Consider the following 16,035-nt stretch of genomic DNA (forward strand, 5'->3'; position numbering starts at 1 on the left):
GGTCCGTAGGACTGAGGCACTCCATAGTCCACGAAGCGGACGCCGCGGGGGGCGCGAATGGCCGAAGCGGGGACCCGGACGGCGGCGCCGCGGCGCGACCCGGCGGTTGGGACGCCACCGTCCGGGGGTTTAGGGGGCGGGCAGCGGCTCGTACTCGCGGACGGCGTCGATGTCGGTGCCGTGCGGGGTGTTGGCCTCCCGCTCGATCATGATCTCGACCAGTACGGGACGCGAGGTGGCGACGGCTTTCTCGCGCGCCCACTCGATGGCGGGCCGGATGTCGCCGGGCCGGACGACCCGCCGTCCTGAACAGCCGTACGCCTCCATGATCTTGACGTTGTCCGTGCCCGTCTCGTCGTAATGGATGTCGACCTGGTAGTTCATGGCGTAGGGGAGGGACGCCTGTCGGATGAGGCCCAGGTACTCGTTGTTGAGCATGATCAGTACGAAGGGGATGGCGTACTGTGCGGCCACCGCCAGTTCCTCGACCGTGTACTGGAACCCGTAGTCCCCCACGACGCCCACGACTTCCGTACCGCCCCGGCCCATGCCCTCCAGCGCCTTCTTGACGCCGATCGCGGCCGGCACCTCCCAGCCGAGCGGTCCGGCCTGCCCGCAGACCTGGTAATGGCGGGGCCGGTGAGCCTTCTGGTGCTGGCCGCCCCAGATCTGGTAGAGGCCGATGGCGGTGACGAAGTACGTGTCCGCCCCGAAGACCTCGTTGATCTCCTTGTAGACCCGGGGCGCCTTGACGGGCACGGTGTCGAAGTCCTCGCGGCGGACGAGGGTCCGCTTCAGCTCGGCGCACCGGGCCCGCCAGGGCCCGATGCGCGGCCGGGCGGGCCGGGCCCGGACGGCGGCCAGGAGCGCGGCGAGGAAGGCGCGCGCGTCGGAGACGATCCCCAGCTCCGGCGCGACCACCCGCCCCAGCTGGGTCGGCTCGACGTCCACCTGCACGAACGTGCGCGTCCCCCGGTAGACGGAGAGGTCGGCGCCGGTGTGGCGGTCGCCGAAGCGGGCGCCGACGGCGAGCACGAAGTCGGCCTCCAGGAACGAGGCGTTGGCGTACCGCTGGGACGTCTGGATGCCGGTGGTGCCCATGTTGAGCTCGTGGTCGTCCTCGATGACGCCCTTGCCCATCAGCGTCACCTGGAACGGCAGCCGCAGCTCCTCGACCAGCGCCCGCAGTTCCGCTGCCGCGCCCGCGGTGACGACCCCGCCGCCGGCCAGCACGAGCGGCCGTTCCGCCGCGAGCAGCAGATCGAGGGCGGCCTCGACGGACGGCCCGTGCGGCGGGCAGGGGCGGACGGGCAGCCGGGCGTCGGTCCCGGGCGCGTACGCGATCTCGTGCCGGGCCACGTCCAGCGGGATGTCGACGAGCACCGGCCCCGGCCGGCCCTCGCGGGCCGTGCGGAACGCCTCGCGGAACACCCACGGCAACTGCGCCGCCTCCTTGACCTGCACGGCCCACTTGGTGACCGGCCGGGCCACCGCCACGATGTCCACCGCCTGGAACGCCTCCTGGTGCAGCTTGCCGGAGACCGCCTGGCCGGTGACGCAGACCATCGGGACCGAGTCCGCGTGCGCCGTGTAGAGGCCGGTGACCAGGTTGGTGGCGCCCGGGCCCGAGGTCGCCAGGGCCACGCCGACCCGCCCGTTGGTGCGGGCCCAGCCGTCGGCCATGTGCGCCGCGGCCTCCTCGTGCCGGACGACGAGGTGCTCGACGCCGCCGTCCGCCTCCAGCGCCTGGTACAGCGGGAGGATGGCGGCGCCGGGGCAGCCGAAGACGATGTCGACGCCCTCGTCCTTGAGGATGTGCACCACCGCGCGCATCGCGGGGATCCTGGGCACGGTGATTCCGCTCATGACGCCGACATCCTCTCCACACCGCGCAGCAGGGCCGAGTGGTCGAGCCCGCCGTCGCCCTGTGCACGTACCGCCGCGACCAGTTGGGCGACCAGCCCGCACAGCGGGAGGGCGACGCCCGCCTCCCGGGCGGCGGCGGTGACGATCCCCATGTCCTTGTGGTGCAGGTCGATCCGGAAGCCGGGGGTGAAGTCCCGGGTGAGGAAGGCGTGCCTCTTCCGGTCGAGGACGGCCGAGCCGGCGAGCCCGCCGTTCAGCACGTCCAGCGCGACGGCCGGCTCCACTCCGGACCGTTCGAGGAAGACGACGGCCTCGGCGCAGGCTTGCAGCGTCGCCGCGACGATCAGCTGGTTCGCCGCCTTGACGGTCTGGCCCGCGCCGTGCGGCCCGCACAGCGCGGCCGTCGACCCGAGGACGTCGAACAGCGGCCGCGCCGCCTCGAAGTCCGCGCGCTCCCCGCCGGCCATGATCGACAGAGTGCCCTCGACGGCGCCCGCTTCCCCGCCGGACACGGGGGCGTCCAGGACGCGCAGGCCACGGTCGGCGCCTTCCCGGGCCAGGGTGACGGCCGTGCTCGGCGTCACCGTCGACATGTCGATGAACAGTGCTCCGGGGCGGGCGTGTTCGAAGACGCCGTCCTCGCCGAGGGCGACGGCCGTCACCTCGGCGTCCGCCGGGAGCATGGTGATGACGACGTCGGCGTCCCGGACGGCCTCCGCGACGGAGGAGGCGGGGGTGCCGCCGTGGGCGGCGAGGTGGTCGAGTTTGTGCTGTTCGAGGGTGTGAGCGGTGAGGGGGTGGTGAGCTTTGAGGAGGTTGTGGGCCATGGGGGAGCCCATGATTCCGAGGCCGATCCAGGCGATGCGCACGTGTGGTTCCCTTCGGTTGTGGGATGTGCCCCGGTCCCGCCCCTTCGCCGATTCCCGGGGCTGCGCCCCGGACCCCGGAACCGCGCTCCGCGCGGTGTCCTCAGACGCCGGATGGGCTGAACCCAGGGGCGCGGCCGGGGCGAACCCCTACGGTCGGTGCTCCAGCGCGACCCAGCCGCCGTAACCCGCCTTGCGAAGCCGCGCGACCAGCGCGTCGAAATCCAAGCGCCCCGTCCCAGGCGCCCCCCGCCCCGGCCAGTCCGCGAACTGCACATGCCCGGCCGAGCCCCCGTACCGGTCGATGACGGCGTCCAGATCCGCACCGCCCATCGCCAAGTGGTACAGATCCATCAGGAACTTCGCGTTCCCCAGCCCGGTCACGGCATTGACCCGCTCCACGACGGCGATGGCCGCTTCGGCCGTCACGAGCGGATAGTCCGGAGATTCGGTGGAGTTGAGCGCCTCGATCAGCAGATCCGCACCGACCCGGTGCGCCGCGCGCGCCGCGAGGACGAGGTTGTCCAGGGCGAGCGCGTCCTGAGCGGCCGGGTCCGTGTCCGGCAGGCGGTTGCCGTAGAGGGCGTTGAGGCCCGTACAGCCCAGCGACCCGGCGAAGTCGGCGGCGACGTCGATGTTGGCGCGGAACCGCTCCGACTCCGGGCCGGGCAGGGACAGCGCCCCCCGGTCGGGTCCGGGCAGCCGGCCCGCGTAGAAGTTGAGCCCCACGAGCCGGGTGCCGGCCGACGTCAACGCGGCTCGAAGTGCTTGGAGTTCGGAGCGCGGCGGGCACGGCTCGTCCGGCCACGGCCACCAGAGCTCGACGGCGGTGAACCCGGCGGCGGCCGCGGCGGCGGGGCGTTCCAGGAGCGGGAGGCCGCCGTAGAGGAGGGAGAGGTTGGCGGCGGGGCGCCGCTCGTCGGGAGCCGCCATGAGGCAACACCTGCTTTCGTATCGTGGAATATAGAATCCACTTGACGGAAACGAAGGTGCCGGATTCTCGTCGGCCTGTCAAGAAGCCGCGGGGCAGCCCCCGTAAGGGAGGGCTGCCCCGCGGCGGTACCGTCAGCGGCCGTTACGGCTGCTTGCTCTGCAACGACTTCTCAAGGGCATCCGCGTACAGGCGGGCGCCCCCGATCTTCGGGTGGAAGGACTGGGCGGACAGCCCCACGGGTACCCCGGGCACCACCGGCTTGTCGGATTTCGTGAGCTTCGTGACGACGGCGTGGATCTGCTCCGGATCGCCGCACACCGCCTTGCCCGCGAAGTCCTCCGTCGGGTCGGAGAACACCACCTGGGCGCCCTGGTTGACCGCGTCGGTGGTCGCCTTCTTCATCGCCGCCGTCAGAGTGGGGGCGACGCTGTTGAGCCAGGCGGCGGACGCCTCGGAAAGGCCGATCCCGGGCAGGCCGGGGATGCCCTTGTTCAGGCACGAGCCGTTGTCGGAGAACAGCGGGGGGTACCCCATGAGGACGATCTTCGCGTTCGGAGCCCTGTCATGGATCTCCAGCAGGGTCTTCTCGATGTCCGGACGGACGATCCGGTCGATGATGCCCGGCACCGCCTCCTCCATGGGCTTCCCCAGGAATTCCGCGTCCCGGCTGCCGATGTAGTCCTTGTCCTGGGGGCTGAGGTCCTTGTTCGCCTTGTCGTCCCTGTCGAGCTTGCCGAACTCCTTGCCCTTGCAGTTGCCGTCGCCGACCGCCTTCATGCACTCCTCGACGATGTAGGCGAACCGCGAGTCGTTCCCGCCGATGGAGATCGTGACCAGGGTCGTGTTGTTGTCCAGGTACCCCTTGTCCATCTGCGGCATCTCGCCGCCGTCCGAGTTGTACACGCCGTCATGCCGCACGTTGTAGGTGCGGGCGCCCGAGCACGCGATCAGGTGGTAGTCCATGTTCGGGTCCTGCGAGTCGTCCAGGTCGCCGACGCTCTTCGTCGTCCAGGGCAGCGTCGCCTGGCGTGACCACGCCTTGCGGGACCGGTGGCAGGCGTCGCGCTGCTTCGGGTCGTTGTTGCGGTAGTTGGACTCGGGGTAGTAGTCCGCGTCGCCGTCCGACGCTCCCTCGCCCGAGGAGAACGAGTCGCCCATCGCGACGACCGAGTCCTGGGGCTTGCGCGGGAGTTCCTGGAACTCGATCGTGTCCCAGGCGATGTCCTCGTCGGCCGTGCCGTCCTTGGTGGCGTTCGAGAGCGCCACCATCGGCTGTCCGGTGAAGTGGAACACGCCCAGGCTCACCCAGCGGCCGGCGCGCTGCGCCACGTACCGGTCGGGGCTGGTGCTGTCGGTGTTGAGGACGGTGTAAAGCGCGTGCTTCGTCTGCGCGCCCGTGTCGGGGAGATAGACGCGGACCCGGGCCCAGCCGAGCTTCTGCTGGAGGCTCCAGACGCCGGTGATGGTCAGCGGGCCGTCGTTGCCGCCGCCGTGGGCCGCGTTGCGGGTGTGCGCGTACCAGGAGTGCCCGACGTAGCCGCTGCTGTCCGAATGCAGGTCCGCCTTGCCCTGGTAGTTCTTCCGGTCCCCGTACTGATGGCCGACGCCGTCGCCGGGGCTGCCGTTGAAGCGGAACTGGAAGGTGCCCGCCGACTTGACCTTGCCACACTTGGTCCAGGTCTCCGTCCCGTCAGGGACCGCCGCCACGACCTTCGCGTCCGGCATGGCGCCGGTGCACACCGGGGTGCCGTACTGCAGATCGCGGCCACTTCCGGGCTCCGGGACCAGCGACTCGTACTTGATGGACTCGATACCGCACGTGTCGGCACAGTCGGGCTTCCACGTCACATTGGGCTGGTTCCACCAGAACTGCCGGTAGCAAGCCTCGTCGGGGCACTTCGGCGGGACGTTCGGGTCACACCCGTTGGTGGAGTTGCAGAACGCCTCCAGCGGCGGGGTGACCCGGCTGCGGTATTCGGGCTTCTTCCACCACGCGGGCCGGTAGCCGGCCGTGGAGAACTGGGATTCGCCCGCCCTCTGCTGACGGCCGTCGGAGGTGTAGGAGAAGCCGGTGTCGATGGACCAGGCGGCCCAGCCCATCACCTTCTCCTCGTACGGCCAGTCCTGCGGGTGGGCGGCGTCCTTGACGGCCGAGGAGCCGTCCACGTCGGTGTCCATGAACGGGTGGCCCCAGCTCTTGGCGTAGAGCGGGTTGGCCGGGTTGTTGTACCAGCCCAGCCCCCAGTGCCCGCCGTTCTTGCCCGCCTCCGACGGCGGGTTGAAGCCGAGGTTGTAGTTCCAGACCGCGGTGAACCAGTTCTCCACCCGGGACGGGTCGTCGTTGTTGACGGTGATCTTCTGCCCGTCGGTGTGCACCTCGTTCCACTTGTCGGCGAGGATCTTCATCGAGGCCGCGACGTTGGTGGCGTAGTCGATCGCGACGAGCTTCTGCAGGGCCGGGGAAAGGCTCTTCTCCTTGTCCTTCTCGAAGCCCGCGAGGCGCATGCCGTCGGTGACCTGCCCCACGCCGTACCCGCAGTCGGACTTGTCCCAGTGGATCTGCCAGTAGGAGGCCGGGTCGTCCTTGACGATCTTGTGGCCGTAGTAGCCGTCCACGGCCGCGAGCGGGTTGCCCATCTGGCCGGGGATCGCACCGCCCTCGGCCTGCCACAGGTTGGACTCCTGCGCCATGATGCCGAGCATCACGTTGGCCGGGATGCGCCCGCCGCCGTTCAGCGTCGGGGGCGGGAACAGGCCCTGCGGGTCGATCGTGCCCAGCCCGGCCTGGTCGCGGTATCCGCCCTGGCGGAGGTACTTGCCGCGCAGTTGGCCGCGGACGGCCATGTCGACGGCCCACTCGACCTGGTTGGGCGTCGGCTGCAGCGCCCGCGCGCCGATGTCGTTGCGGGAGACGGCGCAGACGCGGTCGGTGTCCCGGGGGTCCGTCGCCGGGTCGGGGTCGTCCCCGGCCGTGAGCGACCGCCGGGCGGGCTTGCCGGTGGTGGCCTTGCCCTCGGCGGACGCGCCGTCGCGTGCGGGAAGGGCGGGGGACGGGGTCTTGCCGCCCGGGGACTTACCGCCCGGCACCGTCGCGTCGGCGACCGTCTGGCTGAGCTTCTTCCCGGTGGCGGTGGCCGTGCTGGTGACCGTCAGCGGTGCCGCCGCGGCCGAGGACTCGGGGGACCGCGCGGTGCTCCGCCCGGGATCGGGCTCCGCCTTGGTGAACCCCTTGCCCGCGTCCTTGATGCGGGTCAGTCCGGCACGGACGCCGGGAGTGAGCACCGGGTCGACGGCGAGGCGGCCGCGGGTCGAGACGTCCTTGCCCGCGGGGGCGTCGATCCGGGTGACACCGGTTCCCGCCACCTTCGGGGCGCCCTTGGGGCTGCCGGTGAGGAACACCCGGCCCTCGTCGCCCTGTGCGAGCCCGATGTCCCCGAGCTTCCCGGAGGCGACCACGGCCGGCTCGCCGTTCCCGTGCCACACCTTCGCCCGCGCGGTCCGGGCGTCCTTGCGGTCGACGAAGCCGATCCTCCCGCCCTTCGCGGGGCGGATGTCGAACGGGACGCTGTCGCCGGTGGCGAGGCGCTTGACCTTTCCCGAGCGGTCGAGGTGCACCAGGTCGCGTCCGCTCGCGGCCACGGCCCCGTCCTCGACCGGGACGGCACCGGTGAACTCGCCCTGCGCGGCCGCCTCGCCCACGGACTTCCCGGACGCGTCGACGGTCACCACCCGGGTCCGCGTCCTGCGCGGATCGTTCATGTCACGGAAGGCGGTGAACGCGGCCGTGCGCGTCTGCGTGTTGCAGGACGGGTCGAACGAGGCGAGGGAGACGGTGAACGGCAGCTTCTTCACCGCGCCGGTCGTGACGTCGACGATCGCGGCGAACGCGCCGCCCTGCATCAGGTCGGGCTTGTTGGTGAAGGTGCGCGGCGCGTAGACGGCGGCGACGTGGTCCGGGTCCATGACGCACTGGTTGCCGATCCAGGTGTCCTGGGACAGGCCCGGCTCGGCGAGGACGGCGGCGGCCCTCCACTCGTACGCCTCGCCGCTGTCGGCGACCAGGATCCTCAGCCCGCCGGTGTCGGCGGCCGCGGTCACGGCCCGGTCCCCGCTGCTCTTCCAGTCCTTGCCGAGGGTGCTGTCGGGGTTAGTGACGCGCCCGGGCGGCGCCGGTTCGGCGGGGGTGCCGCCGCCGGGGCCGGAGGCCGCCTGCGGCGCCGCGACGGCGGGCGCCGCCTGGACGAGTCCGCCGAGCAGGGCGGCGCAGGCCATGACCGCGGCCAGGGGCGCGCGGGTTCGTCGTCCGGGTCCCGAGCCGGGCCTCAAGCCGGATCTCGAGCCGGATCTCACGCTGGATCTCAAAAGGGCTTCCTGTTTCTCGTGGGGTGGTGTTCCGCGCCGGGGCACGGGTCGACCCGCCACGTCCCCAAGGGCGGGCGGTCGGTGGGTGGTTCGGCGGTGGCGCCGGAGAGCGGGCGGCGTCGGGAGCGCGCGGGGCGGCGGCCGGTTCCGACAGCCCCCGCCCCGCGCGGACGAGCGGTCGTCGACGGCGCCTCGAGCGCCGCCCACCGCCCCCGACGGCGGAGTTCCCCTCGCGGTCCATGGCCGAAGGGGGTCCGCCTCCCCGGCCGACCGCCGTTCAGAAAGCTAGGGCACCGCCCGGGAGACACCTAGGTTCCGAATGCACAGTGAACCGGCGGTTCCGGTGCGGTCCCGCACAGCGACGCGGGAGTTCCGGGGCGGGGGTGGACGGGGCGGCGTCCGGCCCGTACGGCGGCGCCGCCGCTCACTGTGCGCCGAGGCACCGGAACCGCGGCTTCACTGTGCGTTCGGAACCTGGGTGCCGCCGGGCCGGTGTCGTAGCTTTCCGGTCGGCGGTCGGCGGTCGGCGGTCGGCGGTCGGCGGTCGGCGGTCGGCGGTCGCGCGGTCGCGCGGTCCGTGGTCCGTGGTCACACCGTGCACACCGGCAACCGACGCCTCGCCGGGCGTCCTTCGACGTCCCCCGCCTTGCCTCGACTGACCGTGACTTTCCGCGACTTTCCCGACGAGGAGAAACCCGCATGCTCGTCTCCACCGCCGCACGCCGCCACCGGCTCCGCTCGATGACGCTCGCCGGCCTGCTCACCGCCGCCACCCTCGGCGGCATCGGCACCGCCGGCGCCGAGGGCAACCCCACCGGCAGGAGCGACTACGACTACACCACCTACCAGAACCCCGAGCGGTGCGCCGACCAGTCGGAGGAGTTCCGCTTCCGCTTCTACTTCAACTCCGGCTACGGCGGCGCCTGGACCAACATCGGCCACCCGATGCACGACCTGACCGTGATGCACGTCGGCGGCGACGCCGGAGACGTGCCGCTGCGGTACTGCGACAAGGGCAAGGGCGCGGGCCAGGTCGTGGGCAACAACTCCGCGTCGGCCTACAACTGGTACCGCGGCTACTGCGCCACCGTCTTCTACAACTCCTGGTACCGGGGCGCCAGCGACCGGATCGCCCCCAACAACGGCATGAACCTCTCCGCCACGTACAACAACAACAAGTCCATCGACTTCGAAGCCTGCTGACGACGGCGTCCGGTACCGACCATGCGACCGCGTCACCGCAGCGCCCTGCCCGCCGTCACGGCCCTGATCCTGTCCGTCCTGGCCGGCTGCTCCGGCACGTACCACGGGCCCGCGGTGGCCCCCGCGGCCCCCGCCGCCGTCCCCGGATCCGCCGACCGCCGGGCGGCGGACGACCCCGCCACCTGGTCCCTGCCGCTGATGCGCTACCTGCCCACCGAAGCACAGGCGCGCACCATCAGCCGGGCGCAGGAGACCCTCACCCGGCAGTGCGCCCGCCGCTACGGCATCACCCTCACCCCCGAGCCCGAACTGCCGCCGCTCGGGCCGAAGAACGTCATGGACTGGCGCTACGGCATCCACGACCGCGGCCTCACCGTCCGCCGCGGCTACCAGGTCGACGACGCCCAGCAGGCCCGCTACGACGCCGCGCTGCGCGCCCGGGCCAGGCTTCCCCGCCCGGCCCGGGACACCCCCGTCGTCGTGTCGGGCACGCACCTGCCCGCCGATGTGCTGGCCGCCGTCGGCACGGAGGCGCGGAAGGGCGTGGTCGCCGGCAAGCCCGTGCCCGACGGCGGGTGCGGCGGCGAGGCCCAGCGCGCGCTGGGCACGACGAACCAGGGGGTGTCCCCGTTCGTGGCCCGGCTCATGACCGCCTCCTACCCCCGGTCCATGAAGGAACCCGACGTCAAGCGGGCCTTCGCCCAATGGTCCGCCTGTATGCGCGAACGCGGCTTCCGCTACGGCGCGCCCATGGAGGCCAACGACGACCCCGCCTTCCACCCCGGCCCCCGGGGCGTCACCCGCAAGGAGATCGACACCGCCGTCGCCGACCTCGACTGCCGCGAGGCCCATAGTGTGGCCGAGGTCTGGCACGCCGCCGAGACCCGCCTCCAGAACGACGTCGTCATACGGGAGAAGGCCGCCCTCGCCGGCGAACGGCGCGCCCTGGACCGTACCCTCGCGGCCGCCCGGCAGGTCGTGGGCGGGGGATCGTGAGGATGAGTCCGAGCGGGCGTACTGGGGGTGCGTCCCAAGGCCGGGTGCGGAGGATGTCCTGACGGCGCGTCCCAAGGTCGGGTGCGGAGGATGTCCTGACGGCGCGTGCCAAGGCCCGAATGTGGGGAATGTCCTGACGGCGCATCCGGAAAACTCGTAGTGATCTCGATTCGGCTCTCCCTGTACCCTTTGCCGCCGGGGGGTGGCATGGACATGCAGGTGATGGCCGGTGGCGAGGGGACGCTCCGGCGCGCACAGCGCGCCGATGACGTGCTGGCCATGCAGCGCGCGGCGCGCAAGGACGGCACCCGGTCGCTCCTGCGCTGGCTGGCCGACCGGACCGGCGCCTGGGTCCGGCTGATCGCCGCCGGGGCCGCGGTGCCGGCCGACGGGCCGGCCGGCGGAGCCGCCGAGCTCATCCGGCGCGGCCTGGACGAACTCACCGCCAGAAGCCTCCGCTCCATGGCCATCGACGGCGACGGCCACACCGTGCTGCTCGTCCCCCTGGACGGCCCGCGCGGCACCCGCCCGCCGGTCCTCGCCGCGGTCGCCCCCCGGCCGGTGCCGGCCGGGCTGTCCGCGCTGCTCGCCGACGCCGCGTCGGTCCTGAGCCTGTGCTGGCGCGCCGAGCACGCCGAACTGCTGCGCCGACGGCTCGTCCGCGCCGAGGGCCGCAACCGGGAAGCCGTACTGCACCTGCTGATGAGCGGCCAGGTCACGACCGCGCGGCAGGTCGCCGGCGCGCTGTCCCCGCAGCTGCCCTCGGTGATCCGCTTCTACGTCGTCGAATGCCCGCCCCGGGAACGCGACGACCTCGCGGCCCGCTGCGCCGAGGCGGCCGAGGACGCCTGGGTCGTCCGGTGCCCGGTCTACACGGACCACGTCCTGGTGATCGCACCGGCCGCCGGCCCGGCGCTGGAGGAGACCTTCACCGCGCTCCGGGACGACTGCCTGGTGGGCGCGAGCGAGGAACTGCCGCTGCGCGACACCGCCACCGGCTACGCGCAGGCGTTCCACGCCCTCGCGGCGGCCCGCGAGCAGCCCGCCCGGCACGCCCGGTTCGCCGGCCGGCCGGACCTGGCGCTCGCCCTCGGAGCGGCGGCGGCGACCTGGGCGCGGGAGGTGCTGGCACCCCTGCGCGGCTACGCGGCGAAACGCTCCCAGGACCCCGACGGCGGGGTCCTGGTGGCGACGGCGGCGTCCTGGCTGGCCTTCTCCTCCCAGGCGACCGCCCACCTGAAAATCCACCGGAACACGCTGTCCGCCCGCCTCAAGCACATCGGGGAACTGCTGGACCTGGACCTCGACCGGCTGGCCGACCAGTCCCTCCTGTCCCTCGCCCTCCGCGCGGACGCCCTGCCGCCCGACCACCGGAGCACCGGGACCGCGCACTCGCTCGACGACCTCCTGACGCGCCCGGCCGCGGTGACCTGGGCCCACCAGCAGCTCCGCCCGATCCGGACGAGGCCCGCCGCGGACGGACTCGACCGCACCCTGACCGTCTACCTGTGCAACGACGGCCGGCTCGGCCCGACCGCCACCGCCCTCTCCCTCTCCACCACCGCCACCCGCAAACGGCTCGCACGCGTCGAGGCGGTCCTCGGGCGGTCGCTGCTCCGCTCCCCCAGCGTGCGGTACGACCTGTGGCTGGCGCGGCGCGCGGTGACGCTCGCGGACGGCGGCTGAACGGCGTCGTGCGGGCGGAGGGCGGACAGTCGGCCTACGTCGGGGCGCACGAACGGGACGCACGAACGGGACGCACGAGCGGGGCGCACGCCGGCCGGCCCGCGCGCGACGCGAGTCGCACACGGGCCGGCCGTGTCACCAAGAGGGCGAAGGTCCTACGCCGCCACCTCCTCCGCCTCCTCCACCGTGCCCAACTGCTCGGCCACGTACGCCGCGAGACCGCCCGCCGTCGGGTGGTTCCACAGCACCGTCACGGGCAGCCGGATCCCCAGCAGCTTCTCCAACCGGCCGCAGACGACCATCGACATCACGGAGTCCAGGCCCAGGTCGGTCAGCGGCCGGTCGCGGTCCAGTTCCGCCGCCGGGATCTTCATCTCGCGGGCCAGGCGCCCGCAGACCTCCTCGTCGACGCGGGCGGCCAGGACGTCGGCGGGCAGCGAGCGCCAGTCGACGGTCTCCGCGTCGCCCGCCTCGGCGGACGGCGCGGCCTCCGCCTCCGCCGTACGCCCGGCGGGCGCCTCCGAGCGCAGGGCGCCGAACCGCGTCCCCGGCAGCCAGGCGCACAGCCGCCCGCTCTCGTCGCTGATGACGATGTCGACGGTGTCCGTCTCCGGGTCCACGAGCCGGATGTCCACCACACCGGTCTCGGGCGCCTCGCCCACCACGCGTACCTCACGAATGTGGGCGGGCATCCGGACGGTGGGCGGCCCGCCGTAGATGACGGGGACGACGCCGAGGGCCGCGTCCAGCAGCGGCGCCCAGGTGACCTGGTCACCGGGTACGGCGGGGGCGTGGATCACGGCCCGCAGCACGTTCTCGCCCTTGAGGAGTTCGCGCACCTCCCACGGCCAGGCGATGCCCTCGACGCCGATCGCCTCCAGCCGGCCGATCACCACCGACGGATCGGCGGTCTCCAGGTCCTCCGGGGCCCGTACGGTCAGGAAGGCGTCCGGGAACGGTACGGCGCTGTCGGCCAGGGTCGAACCGGACGTGTGCGTCAGCCAGTTGCCGGGACCGCCCTTGGCGCCCACGGCCCGGGTGCTGAGCCGCAGTTCCAGCCCCTCCCGTACCACCTGCACCTCGCGTACCGAGGCGAGGGCGATGGGGAAGCGCAGCGAGAGGTCGAACAGCGCCTTGCTGCCGCCGACGCCCGGAGCGGCCTCCAGGAAGGTGTGGATGATCGACGAGGCGGGGACGATCGAGGCGCCGTGCAGGGAGTGCCCGCCGGGGAAGGGGCGGCTGGCCTCGTCCAGGACGGTGTTCCACACCCGCAGCGCGGTGCCGTTGGTGGTGGCGAGGTCCACGGGGGCGCCGAGGAGGGTGTGGCCGCTGATGTCGTGCTGGTGGGAGACGACCGCGGCGGCCGGCAGGACGGCGTCGAGCCAGTGCCTGCGGTGCTGCCAGACGACCGGAGGCAGCTCCGCCGGGGGTGCGGCCGGGTGGTGCGGCGACCAGTCGATCTCGGCGCCGTGGGCGTGCAGCCCGCCCAACTGGCCGAGCAGCGTCCGCACTTCGGGCTTGTCGCGGCGGAGGCTGTGCCCGATGTGCGCGCCGGTGACGTCCAGGTGGGCCAGCGTCTCGCCGATCGAGTGGGAGACGACCGGGTGCGGCGAGACCTCCAGGAAGCGGCGGTACCCGTCCTCGAGGGCCGCGGTCACCGCCTGCGCGAGCCGGACCGGTTCCCGCAGGTTGGCCACCCAGTACGCGGCGTCGTGCGGGGCGTCGGAGCGGGGGTCCGCGAGGGCCGTGGTGTAGAGCGGGACCTCGGGGGTGCGCGGGGCCAGCTCCTGGAGGGCGTCGCGCAGGCCGTCCGTGAGCTCCAGCATGTGCCGGCTGTGGAAGGCGACGTCGGAGTTGACGTTCCGTACCGGCAGGCCCTCGGCCTGCCAGTCGCGGACCAGCTCCGCCACGGCTTCGGCATCGCCGGAGACCACCGAGGAGAGGGGCGACGACGCGATGGCGGCGGAGATCCGCTCATTGCCGGACAGCCGCGCCGCCACCTCGTCGAAGGGCAGGCCGACCATGGCCATCGCGCCCTTGCCCGCCACCCGGCGCAGCAGCGCCGACCGCCGGCCGCTGAGCCGGGCGCCGTCCTCCAGGCTCAGCGCCCCGGCCACCACGGCCGCGGCGATCTCGCCGACCGAGTGCCCGATCACGGCCGACGGCCGGTGTCCGTGCGCCCGCCACACCTCGGCGAGGCCCACCTGCATCGCGAAGATCATGGACTGGGCGCGGTCGACGGAGTCGAAGTCGCCGTCCACCAGGGCCTGCCGGGCCGAGAAGCCCAGCTCCTCCCGGAACACGGGCTCCAGCGCGTCGATGGCGGCCGCGAACTCGGGGCGCTCGGACAGCAGTTCCGCGCCCATCCCTGCCCAGTGCGAGCCATGGCCCGAGAACACCCATACCGTTCCGGCGTCCGTCGCGCCCCCGGGTCGTACGGCACCGGTGACGACGCCGTCGAGTTGCTGCTCGCCGGCCTCATCGGCCGCCAACTCGCGGAGCCGCGAGACGAGTTCGGCGCGCCCGTCGGCGACCACGGTCGCCCGGTGCTCCAGGTGACTGCGGCGGGTGGCGAGGGTGTGGCCCACGGCGGAGAGCGGGGTGCCCGGGTGCTGCTCCAGCCAGTCGGCGAGGCGGGCGGCGTAGGCGGTGATCCCGGCGCGGGAGCGGTACGAGAGGGGGTAGGCGCGGACGGCGTCGTCCGGCTCGGCGACGGGTTCCTCGGCGGCGGCGGGCGCCTCCTCCAGGACGATGTGCCCGATGGTGCCGCCGTACCCGTACCCGGAGACGCCGGCCCGGCGCGGGGTGTCGCCCTTCGGCCACGGCTGGTGCTCGGTGACCAGCCGCAGCCCCCAGTCGTCCCAGGGGATGTCGGGGCTCGGCTCGCTGGTCAGGACCGTCGCCGCCAGCTCCGCCTCGCGCAGCATCAGCGTGGCCTTGATGATCCCGGCGACGCCCGAAGCGGGTTCGGCGTGGCCGATGTTGGACTTCACCGAGCCGATCCAGCACGGCTTGCCGTCCGGCCGCCCGCTGCCGAACACGGCGTGCAGGCCGGACGCCTCGACCGGGTCGCCGAGCCGGGTGCCGGTGCCGTGCGCCTCGATGTAGCCGGCGGTGGCCGGGTCCAGGCCCGCCTGCCGCCAGGCGAGGCGGAGCAGGTCGCGCTGGGCGTCGGGGTTGGGCGCCATGATGCCGTTGGTCGCGCCGTCCTGGGCGACGGCCGAGCCGCGGATCACGGCGAGGATCCGGTCGCCGTCCCGCTCGGCGTCCGCCAGCCGCTTGAGCACCAGGACACCGCAGCCCTCGGCGCGCCCGTAGCCGTCGCCCTCGGCGTCGAACGGCTTGCTGCGGCCGTCGGGGGAGAGGGCGCCGGCCGCCTCCAGGGTGAGGGTGTACGCGGGCGACAGGATGATGTTGACGCCGCCGGCCAGGGCGAGGGACGTCTCGCCGGTGAGCAGCGACTGGCAGGCCAGGTGCACCGCCACCAGCGACGCCGAGCAGGCCGAGTCCAGGACGAAGCTGGGGCCGTGCAGGTCGAGGACGTGCGAGACGCGGTTGGCGATGCCGGTCAGCTGGGCGCCGATGCCCGTCCACGGCTCGATCCGGGGCAGGTCCTCCAGCAGCCGCCGCCCGTAGTCGTCGGAGCAGGTGCCGATGTAGACGCCGGCGTCGGAGCCCGCCACCGAGCGCGGCGCCATGCCGGCGTGCTCCAGCGCCTCCCACGCCACTTCGAGGACGAGGCGCTGCTGCGGGTCCATGAACTCCGCCTCGCGCGGCGTGATTCCGAAGAACTCGGCGTCGAAACCGTCGACGTCGCCTATGAAGTTGCCCGGCCGGTCCGCGCGGCGCAAAGCCTCGGAGAACTCCGGGCTGATCTTCGTGTAGGGGCGCCAGCGGTCCTCGGGGGTGGGTTCGACGGACACCTTGCCGCCGGAGAGGAAATTCCAGAACGATTCCGGGGAGTCGATGCCGCCGGGGAACCGGCAGCCGATTCCGATGAGCGCGACCGATTCTCGCTGCTGAAGCATGCGCGTCATTCCGTTCGTTTGGAAGCGAAAAGGGTGGGAGGAACCGGGGGAGTGGCCGGAAACGGCACAGGTGTTTCCGGCGAGGGGGTGGTGG

At 72.9% G+C, this 16,035-nt stretch carries 8 protein-coding genes; 3 read left to right on the plus strand and 5 right to left on the minus strand.

Translation table 11 applies throughout. The annotated features are described in order from the left end of the window. Nucleotides 1-129: 129 nt before the first annotated feature. From gcl to ACQEVS_RS26810, 4 genes are all read right to left on the minus strand, one after another. Nucleotides 130-1,866 (minus strand): glyoxylate carboligase, encoded by a 1,737-nt coding sequence (gcl, locus tag ACQEVS_RS26795; protein WP_433024311.1) that lies wholly within the window; start codon nucleotides 1,864-1,866, stop codon nucleotides 130-132. Next, nucleotides 1,863-2,735: a 2-hydroxy-3-oxopropionate reductase gene (locus ACQEVS_RS26800; protein ID WP_433024313.1), complete on the minus strand. Its 873-nt coding sequence runs from the start codon at nucleotides 2,733-2,735 to the stop codon at nucleotides 1,863-1,865. Before ACQEVS_RS26800 ends, gcl begins: the two co-directional genes overlap by 4 nt. A 147-nt stretch (nucleotides 2,736-2,882) precedes the next feature. Beyond that, nucleotides 2,883-3,665, minus strand: coding sequence for a TIM barrel protein (locus ACQEVS_RS26805; protein WP_433024315.1), 783 nt, complete (start codon nucleotides 3,663-3,665; stop codon nucleotides 2,883-2,885). A gap of 142 nt (nucleotides 3,666-3,807) precedes the next feature. Further along, complete coding sequence (locus ACQEVS_RS26810; RefSeq protein ID WP_433024317.1) at nucleotides 3,808-7,938, minus strand: SGNH/GDSL hydrolase family protein; 4,131 nt, start codon at nucleotides 7,936-7,938, stop codon at nucleotides 3,808-3,810. Between the two features lie 789 nt (nucleotides 7,939-8,727). Here ACQEVS_RS26810 and ACQEVS_RS26815 point away from each other — a divergent pair. The 3 genes from ACQEVS_RS26815 (at nucleotide 8,728) to ACQEVS_RS26825 (ending at nucleotide 11,913) form a co-directional block, all read left to right on the plus strand. Next, the gene (locus tag ACQEVS_RS26815; RefSeq protein ID WP_433024319.1) at nucleotides 8,728-9,231 is read left to right on the plus strand and encodes a hypothetical protein; all 504 of its coding nucleotides are present in this window, start codon (nucleotides 8,728-8,730) and stop codon (nucleotides 9,229-9,231) included. A 21-nt stretch (nucleotides 9,232-9,252) separates the two neighbouring features. Next, on the plus strand, nucleotides 9,253-10,227 hold the full coding sequence (locus ACQEVS_RS26820; RefSeq protein WP_433024321.1) for a hypothetical protein: 975 nt from the start codon (nucleotides 9,253-9,255) through the stop codon (nucleotides 10,225-10,227). Between the two features lie 207 nt (nucleotides 10,228-10,434). Then, nucleotides 10,435-11,913 carry a helix-turn-helix domain-containing protein gene (locus tag ACQEVS_RS26825; protein WP_433024323.1) on the plus strand — a complete coding sequence of 493 codons (1,479 nt, stop codon included), beginning with the start codon at nucleotides 10,435-10,437 and terminating at the stop codon, nucleotides 11,911-11,913. 155 nt (nucleotides 11,914-12,068) lie between these two features. On the opposite strand, the gene ACQEVS_RS26830 is transcribed toward ACQEVS_RS26825, so the two are convergent. Further along, a complete protein-coding gene (locus ACQEVS_RS26830) occupies nucleotides 12,069-15,941 on the minus strand; it encodes a type I polyketide synthase (RefSeq protein ID WP_433024325.1) in 3,873 nt (1,290 codons plus the stop codon). Between the last annotated feature and the right edge of the window lie 94 nt (nucleotides 15,942-16,035).

The organism is Streptomyces sp. CA-181903 (genome assembly GCF_050937075.1).
Lineage (GTDB): Bacteria > Actinomycetota > Actinomycetes > Streptomycetales > Streptomycetaceae > Streptomyces.